We start from the raw sequence: 24,798 nt of genomic DNA on the forward strand, positions 1-24,798 counted from the left end.
GGATGAGTTAAACCAAGAAGCGATAACTACTTTTCAAAGGGGAGATAAAACCGCTGCTTTTGATATTTGGAATAGAGAATTACGACTGCTGCGCTTTTTAGGTTCTTTAGCCCAGGTGCAAGCTTTATCAAGGGTGGGGGCGATCGCTTGGCAGGAAAATGAGCGTGAACAGGTAATGTATATTACTCAGCGGTTGCAAGAGATTGAAAAACAGATGTTAAAGGAGAAAAGTACAGATTTACAATTATGGCGATCGCTTGGTGAAGCTTACCAAAATGTGCGTATTCCCAAATTAGCTGTAGGTGCTTACGAGCAGATTTTAACATTGGTGAGACAACAAAAAGATGTTAATACTGAATTAGCAACTTTAAATACTCTGGGGGAATTACATTTAAGTTGGTTTGATTATTCTCAAGCTGCTAAAACTTACGAAGAATTGCTCAATTTGGCTATTAATAGAGGTGATAGAAACAATGAATTAGCATATTTGCAACAACTAGCTTATATTTATGAACAGGGTAAACAACCCCGACAAGCGATCAATGTTTTGAATAAGTTAGCGGCAATTTATAATAGAAATAAGAATCTTACTCAAGTTCCGGCTTTAAAAATCAAAATAGCAGAAAATTATCAATCTTTGGTCAGAGAAAATCCCAATTTTCTGCAAGAAGCTTTTAATAATTATCAAGAAGCTTATGTTATTGCTTGGAAATTAGAACAGTATGTGGCGGCGAGTGAAGCTTTGCAAAAGTTAATTAGGTTGTATCGTTCCCAAAATCAAATTAATGAAGCTTTGCAAGCTAGTAGGATTTTGTTGGAAACGGAAACATTAGCAACCAATTTGTATGGTTTGATGCAAACTTATGATCAAATGGGAGAAATGTATTTAGAAAAGAAAGAAGATGGAAAAGCATTAGCAGCGTTTGAAAAAGGGTTAGAAATAGCCAGACAACTGAAACATCAAGAGACATATTTTGCCCAGAAGATTGAAACATTGTCAAAAAAGAATTTGTAAAAAGTAGTCGTGCAAAATAAATTTTATATTTGGGAGAGGGAACAGAGAACAGTGAACAGGTAAGGAATACAGACATTAGACATCTCCAGAAAAGAAATTATGGAACCTATTTATGGGGGCAGGTCGAAGCTTATGGGATATCTAGATGTCTGATTTTTCCGTTAAATTATCGCTCATAAGCTTCGCCCCTACAACTTATGACAAATTAATACATTCTATTTTGGAGAGGTCTATTCCCAGTCGGAGACTGGGAACGAGATAACGAGATAAACGAGATAACGAGGTATTACTCCTGACTCCTGACTCCTGACTCCTGACTCCTTTGATAAGTATCCACAGCCACACGCAAATTACCTTTATGCACTGCTAAAAGTTCCTCACCTGCGGTTTTATCTAAATTTGTCCAGTGCATTAATAAAGCCAACTTCACCCATTTACCACTACGTTCTAATAAGAAACCTGCGGCTTCTCGACTTAAACCGGTTAAATCTTGTAAAATTCTTAAAGCGCGATCGCGTAATTTTTGATTTGTTACCGCAACATCCACCATTCTATTACCGTAAACTTTCCCTAATTTCACCATCACGCTGGTAGAAAGGATATTTAAAGCTAATTTTGTCGCAGTACCAGCTTTCAACCGAGTTGAACCAGCTAATATTTCTGGTCCTGTTAACAAGCGAATATCAATATCTGCATCAAAGGGAACTTGTTCTGCGGGAACACAGGCGATAAAAACTGTTAAAGCTCCCCTTTGACGTGCTGCTTTTAATGCACCTTGAACATAGGGAGTAGTTCCCCCAGCAGTGATACCGACGACTACATCCAGTTGATTAATTTTGTGTTGGGCGATCGCACTTTCACCATCTTTCGCTAAATCTTCTAAACCCTCAGAACTGCGTAACAACGCCCCCGCACCACCAGCAATAATACCCTGTACCAACTCTGGAGATGTGCAAAAAGTAGGTGGACATTCAGCCGCATCTAACACTCCTAACCGTCCACTTGTTCCCGCACCGATGTAAAATAAACGTCCACCTTGATGTAAACGTTCAGCCGTCTTTTCAATAGCTGCGGCTAACTGAACCTTTGCACTGGCAACAGCAGCTACCGCTTTTTGGTCTTCAGTATTAAATAATTCTACCAATTCCAAAGAATTTAGTTGGTCTAAATTCAGACTATTAGGATTTACTTGTTCTGTGAGTAGATGTCCGCGTTCTTGTAAATTTGTCATTTCTCAGTTATCAGTTATCAGTTATCCGTTATCAGTCAATACTACTCGGTTAGGTTACAAAATAATTGATATTGTAATTTCGGTTACGAGATAACGCAACCCACGGGAAATTTTTTTCCCCTTTAAAGGGGAGGTTTTAAACCTTAAATGAAACAATTGTCAATTATCAATTGTCAATTATCAATTATCAATTAATTACCTATTCATTCATATTTTTCAGTGTTGCTACTGCTGAAGGTGAAATCTGGTTCAGATAACGGAAAACCCAATACTTGAATATAGTATCTAGAATTACTGGGAATGTAGCAATAAATAGGAAAATAGCATTTCTATCTGCGGCAATACCCAAATGATTAGCAATACTTTCTAAAATCACTTCCCAACCGTGAGGAGAATGGAAACCTACAAAAATATCTGTGAATAAAATAATGATAAATGCTTTGGCACTATCACTTAAACCATAAATAATTTCATTCAGCAGATTTTTAATAGCTATCACCCCTTTTTTATTGATGACTACCACAACTGCAAAAGCAAATAAACCTAATAAATCCGCAAAAACATTTGCCACTGCACTATTACTTTTATGTTTAAATTCTTCTGCTAATTCTTCTGCTTTGAGTGAAATTTTTTCTTCCATAGCTTCGGCAGAAATTTGAGGAGAATGTTTCAATAAATTGTCAAATTTTAATTCTTCCTCAAAAGACTGCAATTCTTTTAGTGCTTCCTCTTTCATTTCCCAGTTCAGAAAAATAGGTGTACTTTCAACACTGCGAAAATGTTCTACAGCAGGAAGTATGAAAAACTTTTTAGACAATTCTTGAGTTAACAAGGGAATGAGAATTAATAACAACAAACAGTTAATAGCTCGTTTGGTAATTTTTCTCGATGCTTGAAAATTCCGCAATACCTCCTGTTCAGAACTTGGACTCATATCATTGGTAATTTTACGAAATGTTCTACCAATGGATCTGGGAAAAATACCAGTTTTTTTGGTGACTGGTTCAATATTTTCTAAACTGAGTTTTGATGTTAGTTGAGAGGAATTTTTTGGTGGTTGTTGGTGAGATTCTAACTTGGTAAGAGTTGGTTTTTGAGAATAAGCTACAACATTAGAATTAGATAATTCTAAATCCTCATTTTTGTATCTGGAGAGAACTTCATCAATTAATTTTAGTTTATCCAAAAAAGCGTAATTAGAGTTTTTGATAAAAAATCGACTCACTTTAAATTCTACAACTCTGATTTTAATAATCTTTAAATATTTTTCCACATCTGTCTGAAAACAATCTAAAATATTTTGACTGTAATCACCTGACTGACTAGATACTTTATCCCCTGCAAAATGTTCTAATTCAATATCTTTAATTTTTAAAGCCATTTTATATGCTTGTTCTAATGCTCTTTCTGGTGTGCGTAAAAACCATTGACTCCCTATATTTAGGTGATTATTTTCTTCAGCTATTTTATCTGAAAAATCTGAATTTACGTAATTTTTCATTTTGATAGTAGATGGCTAAATGTTTCCTAAAAAATCAAATAATGAGGTAGATAAACTTTGAATTAATTGATAAAAATTGATTTTTAAATCCAAAGTTTATGTATTTATCAACTTTAACTTTTCTACCTCATCAAAAAATAAATATTAAATAAATATTTTCTCAATTAACCTGCTTTTAAACAAGCTAAAGGATCGGGAACGGGGAAAGCGTCAGAACTTAAAGGCACAAACTTACTATCATTAGCATTGTAAGCAAAAATTTGTCCTGTTTCTATTTCATAAACCCAAGCATGGAGAGATATTTTACCACCATGTAATTTAGAACGAATCACAGGATAGGTTTCTAAATTTTCAATTTGAGTTAAAACATTTTCTTCTACAGCTATTTTTAGCAATGTTTCCCCATCATAGTTTTGATAGTTTTCTCGCAAAAGACGACGGGTAGACTCGGCATTGCGTTTTAACCAATCATAAACTAAAGGCATTTCATCAGATAAATTATTTAATTGTAGGAGTGCTTTCATACTACCACAGTGAGAATGACCACAAACAATAATATGCTTAATATTTAAAGCAGAAACAGCATATTCAATTCCCGCACCTTCACTACTATTAGGACTTCCATGAGTGGGAATAATATTACCCAAATTCCGAATAATAAACAGTTCTCCTGGTTTAGTTTGTGTTAATAAATTCGGATCAATGCGAGAATCAGAACAAGTAATAAAGAGAATTTCAGGAGTTTGTCCTTGAGATAATTGGCGGAACATTTCCTGATGAATTGTGAAATAGTTAGTTTGAAATTCGTTCAGTCCTTTGATAATTCTTTTCATTGGCATTGTAGAATTCATGTGATTTTCGTTTTAGTGTTTTTATTCTTTTGGTATCTGCAACATCCTAGAAATTTAATAATCTACTTATTGATCAAAAATTCTGATTCCTGACTCCTTAATTATTTAGTGATTAACCCATTTTGCATCAGTTACTAAACACACACCTCCGATTTTTTTCAGCAGAGGGGTGATTTTTTCCACTAAATTATCTAATTGTTTTTGATTGGTACAAACTGTCATAATGTAACTATTACTAAATTCATAGTCAATATCGGAAGATACTAAACCTCGATCACCTTTACCAGAGGTATCTTTAATAATTGTATATCCAGAAACAGAGACGATTTCTAAAATGTTCAGAGCATCTTCAATGTGAGATGTATCAATAACAATCTCTACTTTTTGGACTTCTTGCATAATAGGGATTGATAAATTTAGACTTGTTAGATTGGGGGAAAAGTTATCTGATATCAGAGAATTACTCGTGGTAATTAAACAAATACCACCAATGGTTTTGAGGATGGGTAAAATATCTCTGAGCAGGTATTCAAATTGTATTTGATTGGTGCAAATAGTAGAAATATAACTATTGCTAAATTCTCGCCCCAAATCGTTATAACAAATCCCCCTATCCCCTTTACCGGAAGAATTTTCTATTAATGTATATCCAGGAACTTTCACAGAATTAAGGATATCTATAACTTCTCTTTGTTCCAGGGTGCTGACAATGATTTCTACTCGGTTAACGAGTTCCATAAATAACACCTAGACTAATACCTATTGGACAGAAAACAGCAATTTCTGATGTTTGTAATTTCATGTTTGTGAATCTATGGTCAAAAGACTAATGATCTATACACCAACAAGTTTTAAAATTTGTAAGTAAAGAGGAATTCCCACAATAATATTAAAGGGGAATGTTAAAGCTAAAGCCATAGAAACATAAAGACTAGGATTAGATTCGGGAACAGTTAATCTCATCGCTGCCGGTACGGCAATATAAGAAGCACTGGCACATAAAACCGCAAATAAAAGTCCATTTCCTTCTCCCATTCCCAAGACTTTTGCAATCAAAATTCCTAAGATAGCATTGACAACAGGAATGAAAACAGAAAAACCAATTAAGAAAGAACCGGTTTTACTTAAATCTTTAATTCTTCTGGCTGCTACTAATCCCATATCAAGTAAAAAGAAAGTCAGCGCACCGTAGAAAATTCCTTGAGTAAATGGTTGTAATTTTTCCCAACCTTTTTCTCCTGTTAATAGTCCAACTAGCAAACTACCAACTAACAGAAACACTGAGCCATTTAAAAAAGCTTCGTGCATCACTTTTCCCCAAGAAAATCCTTCTTCACCTTCTGTCTTGGGTGCAAATGCTCTCACCAGAATTAAGCCGATAATAATAGCTGGAGATTCCATTAAAGCTAATGCTGCTACCATGTGTCCCCCATAGGGAATGTGCAGTTTTTCTAGAAAAGAACTAGCGGTAATAAAGGTGACTGCACTAATAGAACCGTAGGTAGCAGCGATAGCAGCTGCATTGTAATGATCAAGCTTGATTCTGAGAATAAAAAAGGTGTATACTGGTACGATAGAAGCCATGACAATAGCAACTATCAGCGTCATTGCTATTTGCGAGTTAATGCCACTTTCTGCTAGTTCATGTCCGCCTTTAAAACCAATGGATAACAGCAAATACAGTGAAAATAATTTTGGTAAGGGTTGGGGAATTTCTAAATCTGATTTTAAAAAAACCGCCAGCATTCCCAAAAAGAAGAACAACACAGGGGGATTGAGAATGTTAAAAAGAATTAAACTGCCATCCATTGATTTTTTCTTTCCTCAGCATTAGAAAACTTTATGAACTACCCTCTAAATTAGTCCACAAATTTTAAGAAAAGCATGAGAAGAAATTAAGAATTTTCTTAGAATTAAGTTGGCAGTATCAAAATGGTAATTCTACAGTGAATGTGGTGAATTGATGGGGGTTACTGGTGACATAAATTTTACCACCGTGTAAGCGAACAATTTCATGGGCGATCGCTAAACCTAATCCTGATCCACCTGTATACCGTGAGCGATCGCTTTCTGCACGATAAAAACGCTCAAACAAATGGGGTAAATGTTCCGCTGCAATTCCTTTACCCGTATTAGTGATAGTTACTTTCACCTGTTCATTTTCACGATATGTTTCTACACTAATCTTACCTTCCGGGGATGTGTACTTAATGGCGTTATCTAGTAAATTTAAAAACAAACTGGTTAAGTGATCAGAATTGCCAATAATGTAAAGTAAGGGTTTTATACTTGCACAGATGGTAATATTTTTATCTGCTGCTAAAAGCTGAATTTGCTCAATGAGAACTTCTAGTAACTCGCTTAAATCAACATTTGTCAAAGTCCATTGATATTCAGATTCACTTTGATCCAAACGAGTGAGAAAAAGCAAACCATTAGCAAGACGAATCAAACGATCAACTTCCCGTTGTAATTCTTGTAAGGTATGATGATATGCTTCTGGTGTACGCTCTCTACTTAAAGTTACACCCAGTCTGCCTTTAATCACTGTTAAAGGTGTGCGTAACTCATGAGAAGCATCGGCTGTAAATCTGCGTTCATGCTCAAATGCAGCTTGCAAGCGATCTAACATCCCATCCAAGGTGATAGCTAATCTTCCCACTTCATCTGTTGAACCTTGATAACCGATGCGCTGAGTGAAATCATTAGGACCTATTGCCTGGACAGTGCGAATAATGCGATCAATAGGACGTAACGCTTGATCCGCTAAAAATAAACCTCCACAAGCTGCAATTAAGAGAATTAAAGGAAAACTCAAAAGCATCAAAGTCAGCAGATGTTCTGAAGCTTCAGAAATAGGATCTAGAGATTGGGCAACTTGTAACCAACCAGCAGTGGAAGATAAAGATAATGGTTGAGTATAAACTCGCCAAATCTTGCCGTATTCAGTAACACTGGTATAACCCATTTTTACGGGCATCATCGGTGGTATGGTTTTGTAACTACCGATACCATCCCAAATTTCACCTTGGGGAGAAACCAAACGCACGGAAAAACCAGCATTAGTTAACTTACGGGTAATAGTTTCAGACTGTTGTTTGATCTTCAAAGTAGGATGACCATTTACCTGAATCACTTCAGCAAAAGTTTCCGAAGCTGCAACCTGCAAAGCTGTATCTAATTGACTAAGTAAACTATGTTTTAATTGAATATATAAATAGGTATCGAAAACTACTAGCGTACAGCCCAAAAGCAGTATGTACCATGTTGTTAGACGAGTTCTAATTGTACTTTGATTAAATCGTTGAGAAAACATACAGCAGGAGTCAGGAGTCAGGAGTCAGGATTTCAAGGAGTCAGGAGTCAGGAGTCAGGAGGTAAATATTTTTCCCCAATCACCAATCCCCAGTCACCTATCACCTATTCCCTTGAGACAATATCCTACTCCTCTAACTGTATGCAGTAGTGGCTGATCAGAACCCCGATCTATTTTCCGTCTCAAATAACCAACATATACATCTACAACATTAGAATCACTATAAAAATCAAAATCCCAAACGTGTTCACCTATTTGTGTACGGGTAACTACTGTATTGGAATTACGCAATAAATACTCTAAAAGTTTAAACTCTAAGGGGCTAAGTTCAATGAAACGTCCTCCACGCTGAACTTCCCTTGTGACTACATCCATAGTTAAATCACTAACCTGTAAAATGGTGTTAAATTGTAATGGTGGGCGACGTTGCAAAGCTCGTAACCGTGCCAGTAATTCTGAAAATGCAAATGGCTTGACTAAATAATCATCTGCACCATGATCTAATCCTTTTACCCGATCTTCTACAGTATCCCGTGCTGTTAAAAGTAAGACTGGAGTTTTAATTTTTTGCTGGCGAAATTCTCCTAGTAGCTTTAACCCATCAATTTTGGGTAGCATAATATCTAAGATGATAATGTCATACTCAGCAGCAAAGATGTATTCCTTACCTTCTTCACCATCATGAGCCACATCAACAGCGTAACTCATCTCTCTGAGTCCTTGACTGATAAATTGGGCTATTCCTGGTTCATCTTCAACTAGCAAAATTCGCATATAGCAATCTAGCAATCCTATTTTAGTTGAGAATTTATTGGTGAGGTAAGGGAACAGGTGACTGGTGACTGATGACTGGTGACTGGTAACTGGTGACTGGGTAACATTGTTAACTCATTCCCTATTCCCTATTCCCTATTCCCTACTTTCCCAACAACTAATGACTAATGACTACTTACAATAACCCTTCTAGTCTGCGACGGAAGCTGTCTAGTTCAGAATCAGACATTTGCTGTTCTTCTGACTGAGAACTATAGTTATCATAGTTATTTTGAGTTTGACCTTCTGGTTTCCAATCAGTTTCTTCTACGTTCTGTTCTGGAGGTGTCACCACGGTATTACTATTTTCTGGCACAAGTTCCCAGCCAAAATCCGCACTTTTGCAAAAGTCTATGATATCCTGCTCATCCATTCCCTCAACCGTCGGTGTGGGGAAATCTTGCGCTTCTAACATTAAAGCAAAGCGGGTGGCATCATCTTCTGATTCAAACATCATGATTGTATTGCGATCGCCCACCCGAATCGAGTGAATCCCTTCATTATCAGTTCCCGCATTGAATAGTAGTACAAAAACACGCATCTTTAATCCTTTAATCCTTTGACTTGACGTTTATATTATTTCTATTAAAGTTCGAGATTGTGCCTCTGGGAAAGCCAACAATAGACGAAAGGTATATTTTTCAAGATTTCAGGCAAATCAAACCCTAATTGTGGTAATCTCTGGCTAAACCTTGGGAAATATGTAAACTGGTCTGTACCCTACCAGTGGCACAGCTAAATATTGTGCTAATTATAAGAGGATGTTTGACCACTAACTCCGGCAATTTCCAGAGTGCAAACCCATGTCTAACACTTCCAAAAAAGATCAAGAAACCCCAACCGCAAGCCGCAAACGCTTATGGTTGATCATATTGAGTCGTGGTAGCATGGCGTTAGGCGCATTTTTGCTAATTGTAATCATCGGTGGTATTTGGCGTTTAAGAAATTTTATCCAAACAGAGTTAGCACCCCTAGCACAACAAAATCTTACCAATATCCTCAACCGTCCAGTTGAATTGGGAGAAGTAAAAGAATTTTACCTCACAGGAGTTAGGTTTGCTGCTTCAGCTATCCCCCCCACACCCACGGATACAGATCGGGTGACAATAGAAGCGGTAGATGTGGGTTTTGATCCTTGGCAGTTAGTTGTTAATCGTCAATTAAAATTAGATGTTACTTTAATTAACCCAGATATTTATATTCAACAGGATAACCAAGGACGCTGGATCACTACCACTATCGCCCCACTAGGAAAACCAGGACTTATTAAAACCGATGTAGATAAACTGCGCGTTCGCAACGCCAAGTTAATATTAGTAGGAAACCAGAAAACCCAGGCAACAGGGAAAGCAGAAGCAGCAGAGAAACAAAGGAAAAATATCAATTTCCCAGTCCCCAGTTCCCAGTCCCCAATACCTGTAACATTTTCAGGACTATACGGAACTGCCCAACTGATAGAAAATAACCGACTGATTAAATTTGACGTAGCCGGAAAACCAGAGAACGGTGGTAATATTTTCCTGCAAGGAAATCTCCGCGCCCAGGCAAATTTAGAAGGTAATTTAAAGGTAAAAACGCAAGATTTATTAGCCGCAGATATTACTCGTTTGATTCAATTACCAATAAATTTACAAGCTGGTCGGGTAAATGGTGATTTACAAATTCAATTAATACCAAATCAACAAACTTTATTAGATGGTACTGCTGCTTTACAAGGGGTAACTCTACAAATTCCCCAAGTCCCACAACTATTAAGCAATACTCAGGGAAACGTCAAGTTTCAAGGATTAGCTATAGAGTTAGATAATGTAGTTAGTAATTATGGGAAAATTCCCCTTACTGCTAAAGGTTTGATTCACCGAGAAAAAGGCTTTAATTTATCAGGGCGTGTCAATGCTGTAAGTGTGTCAAATGCCTTAGAAACTCTGAAAGTGCAATCACCTTTCCCTGTGAGTGGGGTAGTAAAAGCCGATTTACAGATATTAGGAAATATTGAAAAACCTGTGCTTTCAGGAACTGTGGCTAATATCAAAACTGCCAAAATTGATCAAGTTGATTTTGAGAAAGTTAGTAGTAAATTTGAGCTTTCAACTCGTGATGCTCTGCTGACTCTCAAAGATATTCAAGGCAAAACTACATTAGGGGGTGAAGTTAGCGGGGCGGGAAAAATTGCCCTGGGGAAAGTACCGCAAATCAATGTGAACTTAACTGCTAAAAATGTTCCAGGGGATGCGATCGCTAAACTTTATAATGATCATATTAACTCTACATTCAAAATTGGCACTGTCTCAGCTACAGCTAACCTCATTGGTACAGCTAACAATATTCAAACTTTTGTAAAATGGCAAGCTCCCCAAGCCACCTATGCTGCTACTGGTGAAACAATTATTAACTCAAATCGTACAGTTGATTTTCGTAATGTTGCTGTTAATATTGCTGGGAATATAATCCGGGTTTATGGTAATTATAATCCTCAAAGTTGGCAAGCTGTCGCTCAAGCTTCAGGTGTGAAATTAACACCATTTCTCAAAGAAGAACAATTAGAAAATATCTCTTTAAATAACGCAGCATTTAACGGTAAATTAATCATTTCAGGAAATTCTGAAAACTTTAAAATTACTAATATTCGTCCAGAAGATGCCAAGATTAATATTGCTGGCGGTAAAATTGCCATTTCTCGTTTTCAGTTAGAAGATAAAAACTTTATTGCTGACTTGATAGCTCAAGATGTACGATTGGGAACAATCTTAAAACAATCTCCCCCCATTTTCAATAATCCCATCGCCGGGAAATTTACTATTGCAGGTAATACCGAAAATTTCAACTTCAATAATTTCGGTGCTATTGGTGAAGGCAGTTTAAAAGTTAATGATGGCACAATTACAGCTAAAAATATTCAAGTTAGTAATGGTCGCTACAAGGCGCAAGTTGCAGTAGAAAATGTACCTGTGCAGAGATTAGCAAATGTTCCACCTCAAATACAAGGTGCATTAGTTGGTGAGTTTAATGTTGCTGGTAATGTTGCATCTTTTCAACCTGAAACTATTCAAGCAAATGGTCAAGCAAAGTTAAATCTTGCCGGGGGAACAGTTACAGCGTCTAATATTCAACTTGCTAATGGTCATTACCAAGCATTAGTTAATAGTTCTGGTGTACAATTAAAACGTTTAAATCAACAATTATCAGGTAAATTTGCAGGTCAGTTAAAAGTTGCTGGTATTATTGGGTCTGCGAAATTAGCTGATATTCGTGCTACTGGTCAAGTGCAATTTAGTCGAGGTATTCCGGGAATTAATTCTCCTTTAAATGCTGTAGTTTCTTGGAATGGTCAACAATTAACTATTCCCCAAGCAAGAACTCCAAATTTAAACGCCAGTGGTTATATTTTAGCCGATGCTAAACAAGCAGGTATACCAAAAATTACCCAATTAAACCTCAATGTTCAAACGCAAAATTATGACCTTAAACAATTGCCTTTGCAATTACCTAATGCGATCAATGTAGCTGGAAAAGCAGATTTTAAAGGACAAATTACCGGGAAAATCACAGCACCGAATGTTATTGGATCTTTGGGTTTGCAAAATTTGCAAGTGCAAAGCAAAATACAAAAGTTTGCCTTTGAACCATTATTAACTGGTAACATTAATTTAGTGCAAGGAAGGGGTTTAAGTTTAGATGTTGCTGGTAAAAGAGACAGACTAGCAGCTAAATTAAATGCCAATAATCAACCTAGCGCCTTTTTAGTACAGTGGCAACAAGCATCAGCTACAGGTCAATCTCAAGGCGAAAATTTGGCAGTTAAAGTTAATAATTTCCCCTTACAAGTGTTAAATTTAAACTTACCTAATAATCCGATTTTGGGACAAAGTGCATTAGCTGGTTTATTAACGGGAGATTTGCAAATAAATCAAAAAACATTAGCAACACGGGGAAATATTGCGATCGCCAAACCGCAACTTGGTAGAATTAAAGGCGATCGCTTCACCACCGAATTTCAATACAACAATAATTTAGCCACCTTAACAAACAGCGAATTTATCAACGATCAAAGTCGCTACCTGTTTGACGCTAACCTCAAACAAACTCCTCAAGGTCCCCAAGTACAAGCCAAAATTAACATCAACCAAGGCAAAATTCAAGATTTACTCACCGTTGCCCAAATATTTGAAATCCAAGATTTACAAAGAGGTTTAACACCTCCCACCTACGGTACAGCAGCAGATTTAACCACCAACCCGCGAGGTTTACCAAATCAACCTTTATTTAATCAAATTCAACGTTTAGCAGAAATTGAAGCACTTCTAGTTGCGGAAGAACAAAAACGGCTAGAATCAAAACCAATACCATATTTAAAAGACTTAAAGGGAACTTTCAACGGAGAAATTGCCATCAACACCGCTACAAAAAACGGACCAACAGCACAATTTAACTTACAAGGACAAAACTTTACTTGGGGTAGAGAAACAGAACCTAATCGGTTTTATCGTGCCGAAAAAGTCATTGCTGAAGGTAGTTTTGAAAAAGGTGTTTTGCGGTTACAACCTTTACGCATCGCAGCTAAAGATAGACTCATAGCCTTTACTGGTAATGTTGGTGGTGAAGAACAATCAGGAAAATTAACAGTCGAAAAATTCCCGATTCAACTATTAAATAACTTTGTCAAAATCCCCGTAGGAATTAGCGGTAATCTTAACATTGATGCTGCTATAGCTGGTAGTATAGCCAACCCCCAAGCTAGAGGACAATTAAAAATCACAGAAGGAACACTCAATCAAAAACCAATACAGTCAGCCAACGCAGGTTTTAGTTATGCTGATGGACGTTTGAAATTTGGCAGTCAAGTCATAGCAGTAGGAAACGAACCAGTTAACATTACTGGTGATATTCCCTATAAATTACCATTTGCATCAGTAACACCAGACAACAATCAAATTACCCTAGATGTCAAAGTCAAAGATGAAGGTTTAGGATTATTAAATCTGTTCACCGATCAAATAGCTTTTGAGAACGGTGAAGGAGAAGTAGATTTAGCTGTCAGAGGAACTAGACAACAACCATTAGTTAAAGGTACTGCCTCTCTTAATAACGCCACATTTGCAGCCCAAGCTTTACAAGGTAAACTAAATAATGTGTCTGGAAAAGCCGAATTTGATTTTAATAAAGTATTAGTAGAAAACCTCAAAGGGCAGTTTAGCAATGGTAAAATAGAAGCCACAGGAGAAATACCAATTTTCAACAGTCAAAACATCCAAATAGATAAACCCTTGAGTGTGAAACTAGAACAATTAGTATTAAATCTCAAGGGATTATATCAAGGTGGTGCAAGTGGTAATTTAGAAATTACAGGTTCAGTATTACAACCAGCAATTGGTGGTGAGATAGAATTATCTAATGGTCAAGTTTTACTAACAGAATCTGATACACAAACCTTATCTCAAACAGGTTCTGATTTATCAATCATCGCCGCTAACAAGCAAAACAAAACTAGTGATCTTGAAAGCGGAATAACCAGATTAAATAATTTGCAAATCAAGCTAGGAAAAAGTGTAAAAATAGCTCGTCCACCTGTTTTTAACTTCCTAGCAACTGGTGATTTAAATGTAAGTGGTACTTTAAATAATCCTATACCCGCAGGAACTATCAGATTAACCAAAGGTGGCGTAAATTTATTTACTACCCAATTCAATTTAGCTCGTAACTATAAACATACTGCAACTTTTAGAACTTCTGATCCTCGTGATCCTGAGTTAGATATTAAACTGTTTGCTAAAGTGTTAGATGGAATCCAAACAATTGATCTCAGCAGACAAGTTTCTACAGGGTTATCAGAATTAGAAACCGTCCGCGTCGAAGCAATAGTTAAAGGTCTTGCTAGTCAACTAAATGAGAATTTAGAATTAAAAAGTAGTCCCTCACGTTCACAAACAGAAATTGTCACTTTGTTAGGAGGTGGGTTTGTAGACACCCAAGGACGTGGTGACACAACATTGGGTTTAATTAATATTGCTGGTTCGGCTGTTTTCAATAACTTTCAAGCTGCATTTAGCCAAATTGGAGATGCTTTTGGTTTAAGTGAACTGCGGATATTTCCTACCATTCTTTCTGATAAACCCGAAGCAGGTAAAAGCAACTCGACTATAGAATTAGCATTAGAAGCAGGTGTGGATATTTCTAGCAAATTTTCCTTTTCTACGATCAAAATTTTAACCGCTAGTGACCCCTTTCAATGGGGTATTAATTACAGAATTAATGATGATTTTCGTGTTCGTGCTTCCACAAATTTAACTGATGATAGTCGGGCAATTATTGAGTTTGAAAGAAGATTTTAACTGGGGACTGGGGACTGGGGACTAGGGACTAGGGACTAGGTAATCATTTTATTTTTCCCAATTACCAATTACCAATTACCAATTACCAAATAAATGATATTATTTTTTCTCAGCACAACCTTCTAAAACCCTATTTCCTAACATAAAAATAGCTGAATACGGGTATTTTTGATCTGACATCCCATCACTACAACTATTAACTTTTCGCAGAATTAACATATTGTTTTCCCGACCTCTAAAGCGGTATACTCTAACTAAATCATTTGGTCTTCCTTGGGCTGTTAATGGTGCTGTATAACGGAAGATTTGCTGTTTAATTTCTGGAGAACTATAAATAATTCCCCGTTTACCAACAGTCACACTCCAAAATGGTTCTGTACCCCTAGCAACAAATTCTTCAATTTTAGATGATTGGGCAATACTCTGATTAGACACTAACACTGTTGCACCAATTCCTAAAACGACTAAAGAAGAAATTAAGGTTTTCATGGTTAGTAATTAATATTGATGTTTGAGTCTGACAAGTAAGAATACAGAACGCAAAACGCAGAATCCAGAATACAGCCAGAAAATTCCAGTAAATAATACCATAGAGCGAAGAGAGTTTTTCTGTTTACTATTGATGTTAGTGACAGAATTCCTGTAACTTTAGGTCAAGTTCGTTCTTGGTCTGTGCCGAAATAATTAAGGTTTGCTGAAAATTTTCAGCAACCCCTAATTACACACCCAAATTACCATCTTGCTGATTAATTGCTAATCGCAAAAGTGATAATCCTAAAATGATTAAAAATAACACCAAGCCCATTGTACAAGCATAGGTAAATTCTAAATTACTAAATGCCTGTTCATATAAATAGTAAACAATTGTTTTAGAACTATTCAGGGGTCCGCCTCCTGTCATAATATAAACTTCTTCAAAGACTTTAGTGGCAGAAATCGCCGAAATTACCGCTACTAAAGCTAAATAAGGCTGCATTAAAGGAATGGTAATATCTAAATGTTTGCGAATACCATCTGAACCATCAATTGCTGCTGCTTCATAAACATCAGCAGGAATAGATTGCAATCCCGCTAAATAAATTACCATGTAATATCCTAATCCTTTCCAAATAGTTACAGCCATTACACTAGCTAAAGAAATGGGGACAATTCCTAATATTTTCTCTGGACTTGTTAACCAAGGAATTCCTTCGGGAAATATACCTAAAGTTTTCAAGAATTGATTTAATAAACCGTTTTCTGCATACAACCATTTCCAAGCTATACCTGCAACAACCATTGAAATGACTACAGGTGTATAATATGCAGTTCTAAACCAATTCATACCCCGCAATTTTTGATTTACTAAAATCGCTAAAATCAAGGGAGTAATTACCAAAATTGGCACAACTCCAACAAGATAGAGAAAGGTGTTTTCTAAGGTTTTCCAAAAAACAACATCTTTCCATAAACGCAGAAAGTTGTCAAAACCGATAAATTTAGGCGCTTCTCCAATATCTTGATAGCTGGTAAAGCTGAGGTAAAATGCTTGCAGCGCAGGCCAAAAAACAGTTAAGCTTAATAAAACTAAAGCTGGTAATAAAAATAGATAAGGTGTTAATCTCTGTTGAATAATTATCCAGTTTTTAGGTGTTAATTTATTCATCATATATTAATCAGGGAACAGTTTACAGTCAACTGTTAACAGTGAACATTGAAAACGGCTAACTGTCAACTGATAGCTGGTAACTGATAGCTGATAGCTGATAGCTGATATTAAGAAGTAATAAGTTAATTATGAAGATTGAATAAATGTACTATGATTCTAATACAAACTGGTGTGCCACTGAAACTGTTAGAAAAACTGTTGTTTTTTTGGTAGTAAAATTTTAGTGGTACTGATAACGTAACTAACAAAAAGTTTCTTAAAGATCAAGAAACTTGGATTTTATTACTGTTATCTACACTTTGTTTATAACACGTACACAACTGATGGAATCTATGCGCCAGATTTTAATCCGCTTTCCCTGGTGCTTTTTCATAGCTGTAAAGAAGGGAATAGGGAATAGGGAATAGGGAACAGGGAACAGGGAAGAAATTTATTTTTAATATCCTGACTCCTGACTCCTGACTCCTGACTCCTGACTCCTGACTCCTGACTCCTGACTTCTTACAAAAAATCACCTCCAGCGAAGGTCAGTCACCAGAGGATAGAATCAAAGACATTGGAATGTGGACTAGTCTTGATATCAATTTATCTTGCTCACAAACCTATGCACTCTATCGAAAGGAAAGGGTTTTGATTTATGCTTTCTACGTCGAATGAAGTATGATGATGATAATTTAGAAGTTAGGAGTGCAGTTTTGTGGTCAATTTTCAATAGTGGTGGAAACTGATACCAAAAAAAAGACCCCCGGTTATACACCGAGGGATTCTGCAAGTCGGAATTATCGCACAAAGACATTCGCGCATCTAGGATAGCAATGCAACACTGCAAATATCTGCCAAAATGCCATAAATAGACATTTCCGGGAATTAATGTAGAGACGTTCTATAGAACGTCTCTACAAGGGTTTTAGAAAACGCATATTTAATTTTCGGACAGGTCTAATATATAGAGATCCGATTTGATCATACCTCTGGTGAAAATTATCGTAGGTAAAATTCATGAATTGTCCCTACAAAGGTTTGGTGCTTATGCAAATTTAATTACCACCAGATGTCTATTGATGTCCGCGTACTGGTGTACTGATTTTTTTTTCAAAAATGGACAATTGACAATTGACAATTATCTTTCAGGAGAAAGTGAGAGAATTGGCTAATAGAAAATTTTTTCTTTTTTTTCTCCTGCAAATTTAAGGTTTTAAACCTTGAATTTGATAGTTGTCAATTATCAATTATCAATTATCAATTGTCTATACCAATGATGTATTGCTAACCACCCGACTGATAACAAACCTGCCAAACTCAAGGTTAAACCACTAAAGGGAATTAATAATGCAAATACAGGTAAAATTGCTCCAGCAATAGTACAAATAATGGCGGCTAAAGCAGCGTGACGATTTGCACCTAAACCATAGATGAAACCAAGTAAGATTAATGAAATCATTAACCAAGCTATTTCTGCATTCATTACCCGCGCCATATAGGTTAAAGTTAATAAGCAAGCAAAGAAAATACCCGCAGCGATCGCCAAATTTTTTAAACTCATGGGTAGGGACAAATATAAAAGCAATATCCACCACAAAAATAAGGCTGGTGCTAACAGTAATAACCGGGGTATAATCCCAGTTTTTCCTATTGGTTTGGTGGCAGTAAATACACCAAAGGGATTTCTTACAGAAACATTTTCATCAAATATCCAAGTAAATTGGGTACTGTCACCATCATTTTTAATTTCATGAGGAACTATCCCACTAGCAAAATCAGCATTTCTAAAATTAGCAATTGTTGTGAGGCGAAATTGAGAAAGTAATTGATTTGTGGCATTATAAACCCAACGGGGTCCACCTTGCGCTTGATAGCTAACTTTAATTGTGGTTTCTTGTCCTGGTTCTAAGCGAAAGGGAAAACCATAATCACCAGGGTTTATTTGTTTTAATCTTGTTCCATCTTTTTCTACTTTATAACTAGAAAGTAAGGAATAACCGTAGGGTGGTGGTGCTTCAAAGAAAAAACTATTAACATCACTTAGTGAATTGACAATTTTATAATCAGCAGTGTAATCTGTATTATAAATGGCACTGCGATTTTGCACGTTCACACTTTGGTCAATTTTAACTTGAATATTTGAACCTGCTAAGTTTAAATAGCGAGTAACTTTTTGTTTATCTGTCACCTTGACTATTTTGCCGTTAACTTGAGTAGTATAGCTATAAGGTTCTTCGATAATGTAACGCACTTGGGGCGCAATTTGTTCTAATTTATCACCTGCTACACTTTCCGCTACTTGTGCTACTTTTGCTTGTTCCCAATGATGGTAACGGTTGCTTAAAGTAGAAGTGAGGAAAAATCCCGTAACTACTAAAATTAAAATTAAGGCTAAATGTTGTAGTCCTTTGAGAAGTTGGGAATAACGAATTGACCATTCACCAAAGAAAACAGCTTGTTCGCTGGTGTTGCGTCTCAGAGAAAAACTGATGAGAGCGATCGCCACTCCCAAGGCTACAATTAAAAATACAAACAATAGTGAACCTTGAAGTAGTTGGGTACCAAACTTGATTAATTCATCAGGATGTGTTAAATCTGGTAGTCCGGGAATACCTTGAGCAATAGCAGACATGGGTAAGTATGTAGGTTTTCAGATATTTAAACAGCGTGACAGATATACTTTCCAAAAGTTTCTGCAAAAATACTAGGAAAATATTGTGAGGCTTTTTGGTTTATTCAGCATCCCCTAAATAGGTCGGCGTTAAAAATTGTCGTTATGGCAAGACAAAAGGATGCAAAGGACACAAAGGCAGAAACGAGGGAAAATCTCAAAGATCAGAAAATTACGTTATTATTAGGGACTGTTTCACTGTGTAACCTTCCCTCTGTCAATATGTCAGAACACCTAGCAACAAATTTGAGCGATCGCCTCCCCTATCCCCAAAACAACCAAAATACTATTCGCATTCGGGGCGCTAGGCAGCACAATCTCAAAAATATTGATTTGGAATTACCCCGCGATCAGTTAATTGTGTTTACTGGTGTTTCTGGTTCGGGTAAGTCTTCTTTGGCGTTTGATACGATTTTTGCAGAAGGTCAACGGCGTTATGTGGAATCTCTGAGCGCTTATGCTCGGCAATTTTTGGGTCAGTTGGATAAACCCGATGTGGAATCTATCGAGGGTTTAAGTCCTGCCATTTCCATTGACCAAAAATCAACTTCCCACAACCCCCGTTCTACAGTGGGAACTGTCACGGAAATTTATGATTATCTGCGGTTGCTTTATGGCCGTGCTGGTGAACCCCATTGTCCCCATTGCGATCGCTCTATTTCCCCCCAAACTATTGATGAGATGTGCGATCGCATCCTTGCACTTCCTGACCGCACCCGTTTTCAAATTCTTGCACCAGTCGTCAGAGGAAAAAAGGGAACTCACCGCAAACTAATTTCTAGTTTAGCCGCTCAAGGTTTTGTTCGGATCAGGGTCAATGGAGAGGTCTTGGAACTCTCAGATTCCATTGAATTGGATAAAAATATTACACATAATATAGAACTGGTTATTGACAGGCTCGTAAAAAAAGACGATATACAGGAGCGTCTAGTCGATTCTCTCACCACCTGCCTTAAGCAATCTAACGGAATAGCTATAATTCAAGTATTAAATGATACATTAGATAAGTCAGCGCAGGAGCGACAACATAGTAAGCATATAATAAATGGGGGGGAAAGTCAAGGTATTTCGGAACAAAAATTACCATCAGAAATGGTATTTTCAGAAAACTTTGCTTGTCCAGAACATGGTGCGGTAATGGAAGAATTATCACCGCGTTTGTTTTCTTTTAATTCTCCCTATGGAGCTTGTTCCCATTGTCATGGAATTGGCACTTTAAGAAGGTTTTCTGAAGAATTGTTGATACCTAATCCCGAAGCACCGATTTATGCAGCGATCGCACCTTGGTCAGAAAAGGAAAATTCCTATTATTTAGAGCTATTATATACACTGGGTTTAGATTATGGATTTGAGTTACAAACTCAATGGAAGAATTTAACCAGGGAACAGCAACAAATTGTTTTACATGGAGAGGAAAAACGAACCACAGAGACACAGAGAAAGCAGAGTTTTAAAGGTGTAATTCCCATTTTGCAACGGCAATATGAGGGAGGAACAGAATTAGTTAAGCAGAAATTAGAAGAATATTTAATAGATCAACCTTGTGAAGTTTGTGGGGGGAAAAGATTAAAGCCGGAAGCTTTAGCTGTGAAATTAGGACAATATGGAATTTTAGATTTAACGAGTGTGTCAATTCGGGAATGTCGGGAAAGGGTAGAACATTTAAAATTAAGCCCCCGACAAATGCAAATTGCTGATTTAGTTTTACGGGAAGTTAAAGCTAGATTACAATTTTTATTAGATGTTGGTTTGGATTATTTAACCTTAGATCGTCCGGCAATGACATTATCAGGAGGAGAAGCACAAAGAATTAGATTAGCAACACAAATCGGTTCTGGTTTAACAGGTGTTCTGTATGTTTTGGATGAACCAAGTATCGGTTTGCATCAAAGAGATAACGGACGTTTGTTAAAAACTTTAACTAAATTACGAGACTTAGGAAACACATTAATAGTTGTCGAACACGATGAAGAAACTATTCGGGAAGCAGATCATATAGTTGATATTGGACCTGGTGCGGGTATTCATGGGGGAAATATTATTGCTCAGGGAAATATAGAAGACTTGTTAAATGCGGAAGCTTCTTTAACAGGTGCTTACCTATCAGGAAAAAGAGTAATTAATACCCCTGGAACAAGAAGAGAAGGAAACGGTAGAAGTTTAAGAATTAAAAACGCCCATCGTAACAACTTAAAAAACATAGATGTAGAAATTCCCTTAGGAAAACTGGTGGCTGTTACTGGAGTTTCTGGTTCAGGAAAATCAACTTTAATCAATGAATTACTTTATCCAGCTTTACAACATCATCTTTTAAAAAGAGTACCCTTACCAAAAGAAATAGAAGAAATTAAAGGATTAAACTGTGTAGATAAAGCCATAGTTATAGATCAATCACCCATAGGCAGAACACCCAGATCAAACCCTGCAACTTACACAGGAGTTTTTGATGTTATTAGAGAAGTATTTTCCCAAACCATCGAAGCCAAAACCAGAGGATATAAACCAGGACAATTTTCCTTCAATGTCAAAGGTGGCAGATGTGAAGCTTGTAGCGGACAAGGAGTAAACGTCATAGAAATGAACTTTTTACCAGACGTTTATGTACAATGCGAAGTTTGTAAAGGAGCAAGATATAACAGAGAAACCCTACAAGTTAAATACAAAGAAAAATCAATCTCTGACGTTTTAAACATGACAGTAGAAGAAGCATTAGCATTTTGTGAAAACATTCCCAAAGCAGTTAGCAAACTACAAACATTAGTAGATGTAGGATTAGGATATGTACAATTAGGACAACCAGCCACCACATTATCAGGAGGAGAAGCGCAACGGGTGAAATTAGCAACAGAATTATCTCGACGTGCAACCGGGAAAACATTATATTTAATAGATGAACCAACAACCGGGTTGTCTTTTTACGACGTTCATAAATTATTAGATGTTTTGCAAAGATTGGTGGATAAAGGAAATTCGATTTTAGTCATTGAACATAATTTAGACGTTATCCGTTGTGCAGATTGGGTAATAGACTTAGGACCAGAAGGAGGAGACAAAGGAGGAGAAATTATTGTTGCGGGAACACCAGAAGAAGTTGCAAAAAATCAACGTTCCTACACAGGAAAATATCTCCAACAAGTATTAAAACAATATCCACCCCAAAACCCTCTTTAATGTCTCTTCCTTCGTGTCCTTTGCGTTCTTTGCGGTTCGTTTCCTAAATCTTTAATTCTCACGCAAAGACGCAGAGACGCAAAGGAAGAATATAATCATATATATATAAGGAGAAAACCCCATGCAGCTAACAATAAAAGATGTAGAAATACTGCAACAAAACCTATCCAAAGAACAAGAAGACTATCAAATAGAACTGCAAGAAGGAAATCTCCTAGTTATGGGACCATCAGATATTGAATCAAGTGAAATAGGTGCAGAATTGATCAGATTATTAGGTAACTGGATTAAACCCCGGAACTTAGGGAGAATATTTGACTCTAGCGGTGGTTTTATTATGCCAAACACCGACCTCCGCGCACCCGATGTTTCCTTCGTTGTTGCTTCCAGATTAAAACGCACAGTTAGAGACTTTGGAAACCTAGTTCCTGATTTGGTGGTAGAAATTAAATCAAAAACTGATAGAATCGGAAAATTAGAAGATAAAATAAAACTCTTTTTAGAACAAGGTGCAAAAATCGGCATATTAATTAATCCTGATGAAAGAACCGTAAGCGTATATCGTCCCAACGGAGAAATTGAAACATTAACAGGAGATGATAAATTAACCATTCCCGAATTACTTCCTGGTTGGGAAATAAATATCTCAGAAATTTGGCCACCTGTATTTGAATAAATTAAAAACCCTCTTTAACTTCTCTTCCTTCGTGTCCTTTGCGTCCTTTGCGGTTCGTTTCAAAAAAAATCTTCAATTCTCACGCAAAGACGCAAAGAGGAGAAAGAAAGGTTATAATATCGAAAGATTAAAGGAGAAAGATTAATAATGCAAACCATAAAACTAGAATCTCACATTGGTAATGATGGAATTTTACACATACCCTTACCAGAAATCAAAGATGCTGATGTAGAAGTAATTATAGTTTATCAACAAGTTCAAAAACCGCAAAAACGTCAATGGTCTTCAGAATTTTTGAGTACATTTGGAGCGTGGGAAGGAGAAGCATTAGAAAGAGCGCCCCAAGAAGAACAATTTGAAAGAGAACCATTGTTATGATTTATCTGTTAGATACCAATACTTGTATTGGTTATATTAATCGTCGCAATAACTCAATCTATCAGCGTATTACTTCTTTATCTCCAGAAGAAGTAGTTATTTGTGACATTGTAAAATTCGAGCTTTATTATGGAGCATATAATAGTTCTCGGACAGAAGAAAACCTAGCAACTCTAAACAAATTTTTTGGAGATGTTGTCAGTTTACCTTTTGATGGTAAAGCTGCTGCTATATGTGGATATCTCCGCTCTCAACTCAAAACTCAGGGAACACCCATAGGCAGTTATGATTTGCAAATTGCGGCGATCGCCCTAACTAACAACTTAACATTAGTCACCCACAACACCAGAGAATTTTCACGCATTCCCGAATTAAAATTAGAAGACTGGGAAAATGTCTAATTCCTAATATCCTGGATTTAAGAATTTACAGGATGTAAACATCAACAAAAATTCTTCCTCTCTTCCTCTCTTCCTTCGTGTCCTTCGCTTCTTCGTGGTTCGTTTCTTAAAAATCTTCAATCCTCACGCAAAGACGCAAAGACGCAAAGGAAGAAAGAGAAATTATCATATTCAGTCACCAAGTCAGCGATCGCACTCCTGAGAATTGTTTAAAAAATTCAGGACTTAAACTACCGGATAATTAAACCTTTTACAGGTTTTAACTGAAAGTAGTCAAAGTTAACAGTATTTAATTTTAATTAATCAATGGTAAAAATAATCCTGAAAATCCTTAAATCCTGGACATCCTGATATGGCTTACGCCACGCTTCGCTATCAGACAAATAAAATCCTTTTTATTTCAATAAACCCCTCTCTTAAAAAACTGCTGCAAAATCTCCCCCGGTCCCCGATCCCAAGTATCAATATGTTCAAAAATCAAACCCTGATCATTTAACTTATAAGTGGAATAACCATTAAAAAATAACCGCGCTTTCCAAGGAACACGCAACACACCCCGCACCGTCCACGTTGCTAAAATTGTACTTTCATCAGTTTGAGAAACATCATGTAAATCAAAAGCAAGTTCCGTAAAAAATAACTGTCCGTGAAAACGCAACGTCCAAAAAATAATCCGATAATTAAACTTACCGATACAAAAAAGCTAACTAATGCTAACAAAAGTTGGCTTTTTCTTCCTGTTTCACCCTAGCAGTGTCGGCACTATCTAGTCCACAGGCTAACACGATCAATCTGACCGCTTCTTGTTTTAAATT

17 protein-coding genes and 2 pseudogenes are annotated in these 24,798 nt (G+C 36.6%); 7 read left to right on the forward strand and 12 right to left on the reverse strand.

All coding sequences use genetic code 11. The features are described from left to right. Positions 1-1,015 (forward strand): tetratricopeptide repeat protein (locus FFR48_RS11165; RefSeq protein ID WP_137667413.1); only part of this gene is annotated, 1,015 nt, incomplete at its 5' end. Between the two features lie 286 nt (positions 1,016-1,301). Here FFR48_RS11165 and murQ read toward each other — a convergent pair. From murQ to FFR48_RS11210, 8 genes are all read right to left on the reverse strand, one after another. Further along, positions 1,302-2,246, reverse strand: a complete 945-nt coding sequence (gene murQ / locus FFR48_RS11170; protein ID WP_137667414.1) for an N-acetylmuramic acid 6-phosphate etherase — start codon at positions 2,244-2,246, stop codon at positions 1,302-1,304. A gap of 199 nt (positions 2,247-2,445) precedes the next feature. Then, positions 2,446-3,747, reverse strand: a complete 1,302-nt coding sequence (locus tag FFR48_RS11175; RefSeq protein ID WP_137667415.1) for a proton extrusion protein PcxA — start codon at positions 3,745-3,747, stop codon at positions 2,446-2,448. A gap of 164 nt (positions 3,748-3,911) precedes the next feature. Continuing rightward, complete coding sequence (locus FFR48_RS11180; RefSeq protein WP_370569769.1) at positions 3,912-4,598, reverse strand: carbonic anhydrase; 687 nt, start codon at positions 4,596-4,598, stop codon at positions 3,912-3,914. Between the two features lie 105 nt (positions 4,599-4,703). Beyond that, positions 4,704-5,336 (reverse strand): P-II family nitrogen regulator, encoded by a 633-nt coding sequence (locus tag FFR48_RS28970; protein WP_199301872.1) that lies wholly within the window; start codon positions 5,334-5,336, stop codon positions 4,704-4,706. A gap of 96 nt (positions 5,337-5,432) precedes the next feature. After that, the gene (locus tag FFR48_RS11195; protein WP_096565720.1) at positions 5,433-6,407 is read right to left on the reverse strand and encodes a sodium-dependent bicarbonate transport family permease; all 975 of its coding nucleotides are present in this window, start codon (positions 6,405-6,407) and stop codon (positions 5,433-5,435) included. Positions 6,408-6,525: 118 nt separating this feature from the next. Continuing rightward, the gene (locus FFR48_RS11200) at positions 6,526-7,914 is read right to left on the reverse strand and encodes a sensor histidine kinase (RefSeq protein WP_137667416.1); all 1,389 of its coding nucleotides are present in this window, start codon (positions 7,912-7,914) and stop codon (positions 6,526-6,528) included. Between the two features lie 93 nt (positions 7,915-8,007). Next, positions 8,008-8,688 (reverse strand): response regulator transcription factor, encoded by a 681-nt coding sequence (locus FFR48_RS11205; RefSeq protein WP_096565724.1) that lies wholly within the window; start codon positions 8,686-8,688, stop codon positions 8,008-8,010. A gap of 175 nt (positions 8,689-8,863) precedes the next feature. Then, entirely contained in the window at positions 8,864-9,268 is a 405-nt protein-coding gene (locus FFR48_RS11210) for a DUF3110 domain-containing protein (protein WP_137667417.1), read from the reverse strand. Positions 9,269-9,530: 262 nt separating this feature from the next. Here FFR48_RS11210 and FFR48_RS11215 point away from each other — a divergent pair, with 262 nt between their 5' ends. Beyond that, the gene (locus FFR48_RS11215) at positions 9,531-15,056 is read left to right on the forward strand and encodes a translocation/assembly module TamB domain-containing protein (protein ID WP_137667418.1); all 5,526 of its coding nucleotides are present in this window, start codon (positions 9,531-9,533) and stop codon (positions 15,054-15,056) included. 99 nt (positions 15,057-15,155) lie between these two features. Here the strand turns inward: FFR48_RS11215 and FFR48_RS11220 are convergent, their stop codons facing one another. Beyond that, entirely contained in the window at positions 15,156-15,545 is a 390-nt protein-coding gene (locus FFR48_RS11220; protein ID WP_137667419.1) for a COG3650 family protein, read from the reverse strand. A gap of 102 nt (positions 15,546-15,647) precedes the next feature. Here FFR48_RS11220 and FFR48_RS30560 point away from each other — a divergent pair. After that, positions 15,648-15,740: pseudogene (locus FFR48_RS30560) on the forward strand (hypothetical protein); the annotation flags it as partial. Between the two features lie 34 nt (positions 15,741-15,774). Here the strand turns inward: FFR48_RS30560 and FFR48_RS11230 are convergent. Both FFR48_RS11230 and FFR48_RS11235 read right to left on the reverse strand, forming a co-directional pair. Beyond that, a complete protein-coding gene (locus tag FFR48_RS11230) occupies positions 15,775-16,701 on the reverse strand; it encodes a carbohydrate ABC transporter permease (RefSeq protein WP_096565733.1) in 927 nt (308 codons plus the stop codon). Between the two features lie 1,228 nt (positions 16,702-17,929). Continuing rightward, positions 17,930-19,318 carry a UbiA family prenyltransferase gene (locus tag FFR48_RS11235; protein ID WP_137667420.1) on the reverse strand — a complete coding sequence of 463 codons (1,389 nt, stop codon included), beginning with the start codon at positions 19,316-19,318 and terminating at the stop codon, positions 17,930-17,932. Between the two features lie 261 nt (positions 19,319-19,579). On the opposite strand from FFR48_RS11235, the gene uvrA reads away from it, so the two are divergent. The 4 genes from uvrA (at position 19,580) to vapC (ending at position 23,983) form a co-directional block, all read left to right on the forward strand. Next, positions 19,580-22,528, forward strand: coding sequence for an excinuclease ABC subunit UvrA (gene uvrA, locus FFR48_RS11240; RefSeq protein WP_137667423.1), 2,949 nt, complete (start codon positions 19,580-19,582; stop codon positions 22,526-22,528). A gap of 121 nt (positions 22,529-22,649) precedes the next feature. Next, entirely contained in the window at positions 22,650-23,204 is a 555-nt protein-coding gene (locus FFR48_RS11245) for a Uma2 family endonuclease (RefSeq protein ID WP_137667421.1), read from the forward strand. A 147-nt stretch (positions 23,205-23,351) separates the two neighbouring features. Then, complete coding sequence (locus tag FFR48_RS11250; RefSeq protein ID WP_199301861.1) at positions 23,352-23,582, forward strand: hypothetical protein; 231 nt, start codon at positions 23,352-23,354, stop codon at positions 23,580-23,582. Continuing rightward, complete coding sequence (vapC, locus tag FFR48_RS11255; RefSeq protein ID WP_096565743.1) at positions 23,579-23,983, forward strand: type II toxin-antitoxin system tRNA(fMet)-specific endonuclease VapC; 405 nt, start codon at positions 23,579-23,581, stop codon at positions 23,981-23,983. Before FFR48_RS11250 ends, vapC begins: the two co-directional genes overlap by 4 nt. 400 nt (positions 23,984-24,383) lie before the next feature. Here vapC and FFR48_RS11260 read toward each other — a convergent pair. Continuing rightward, positions 24,384-24,674 (reverse strand): annotated as a pseudogene (locus tag FFR48_RS11260) (DUF2358 domain-containing protein); the annotation flags it as partial. Positions 24,675-24,798: the final 124 nt, after the last annotated feature.

It is taken from the genome of Sphaerospermopsis reniformis (assembly GCF_005402885.1).
In the GTDB taxonomy this organism is placed as follows: Bacteria; Cyanobacteriota; Cyanobacteriia; order Cyanobacteriales; family Nostocaceae; genus Sphaerospermopsis; species Sphaerospermopsis kisseleviana.

Bases quoted from the DNA above. Each gene is read 5' to 3' on its own strand.
- FFR48_RS11235 (WP_137667420.1), bottom strand. From the start codon at position 19,318: ATGTCTGCTATTGCTCAAGGTATTCCCGGACTACCAGATTTAACACAT.
- FFR48_RS11230 (WP_096565733.1), bottom strand. From the start codon at position 16,701: ATGAATAAATTAACACCTAAAAACTGGATAATTATTCAACAGAGATTA.
- vapC (WP_096565743.1), top strand. From the start codon at position 23,579: ATGATTTATCTGTTAGATACCAATACTTGTATTGGTTATATTAATCGT.
- FFR48_RS11245 (WP_137667421.1), top strand. From the start codon at position 22,650: ATGCAGCTAACAATAAAAGATGTAGAAATACTGCAACAAAACCTATCC.
- FFR48_RS11215 (WP_137667418.1), top strand. From the start codon at position 9,531: ATGTCTAACACTTCCAAAAAAGATCAAGAAACCCCAACCGCAAGCCGC.
- uvrA (WP_137667423.1), top strand. From the start codon at position 19,580: ATGTCAGAACACCTAGCAACAAATTTGAGCGATCGCCTCCCCTATCCC.
- FFR48_RS11175 (WP_137667415.1), bottom strand. From the start codon at position 3,747: ATGAAAAATTACGTAAATTCAGATTTTTCAGATAAAATAGCTGAAGAA.
- FFR48_RS11220 (WP_137667419.1), bottom strand. From the start codon at position 15,545: ATGAAAACCTTAATTTCTTCTTTAGTCGTTTTAGGAATTGGTGCAACA.
- FFR48_RS11250 (WP_199301861.1), top strand. From the start codon at position 23,352: ATGCAAACCATAAAACTAGAATCTCACATTGGTAATGATGGAATTTTA.
- FFR48_RS11210 (WP_137667417.1), bottom strand. From the start codon at position 9,268: ATGCGTGTTTTTGTACTACTATTCAATGCGGGAACTGATAATGAAGGG.
- FFR48_RS11200 (WP_137667416.1), bottom strand. From the start codon at position 7,914: ATGTTTTCTCAACGATTTAATCAAAGTACAATTAGAACTCGTCTAACA.
- FFR48_RS28970 (WP_199301872.1), bottom strand. From the start codon at position 5,336: ATGGAACTCGTTAACCGAGTAGAAATCATTGTCAGCACCCTGGAACAA.
- FFR48_RS11195 (WP_096565720.1), bottom strand. From the start codon at position 6,407: ATGGATGGCAGTTTAATTCTTTTTAACATTCTCAATCCCCCTGTGTTG.
- FFR48_RS11180 (WP_370569769.1), bottom strand. From the start codon at position 4,598: ATGAATTCTACAATGCCAATGAAAAGAATTATCAAAGGACTGAACGAA.
- FFR48_RS11205 (WP_096565724.1), bottom strand. From the start codon at position 8,688: ATGCGAATTTTGCTAGTTGAAGATGAACCAGGAATAGCCCAATTTATC.
- murQ (WP_137667414.1), bottom strand. From the start codon at position 2,246: ATGACAAATTTACAAGAACGCGGACATCTACTCACAGAACAAGTAAAT.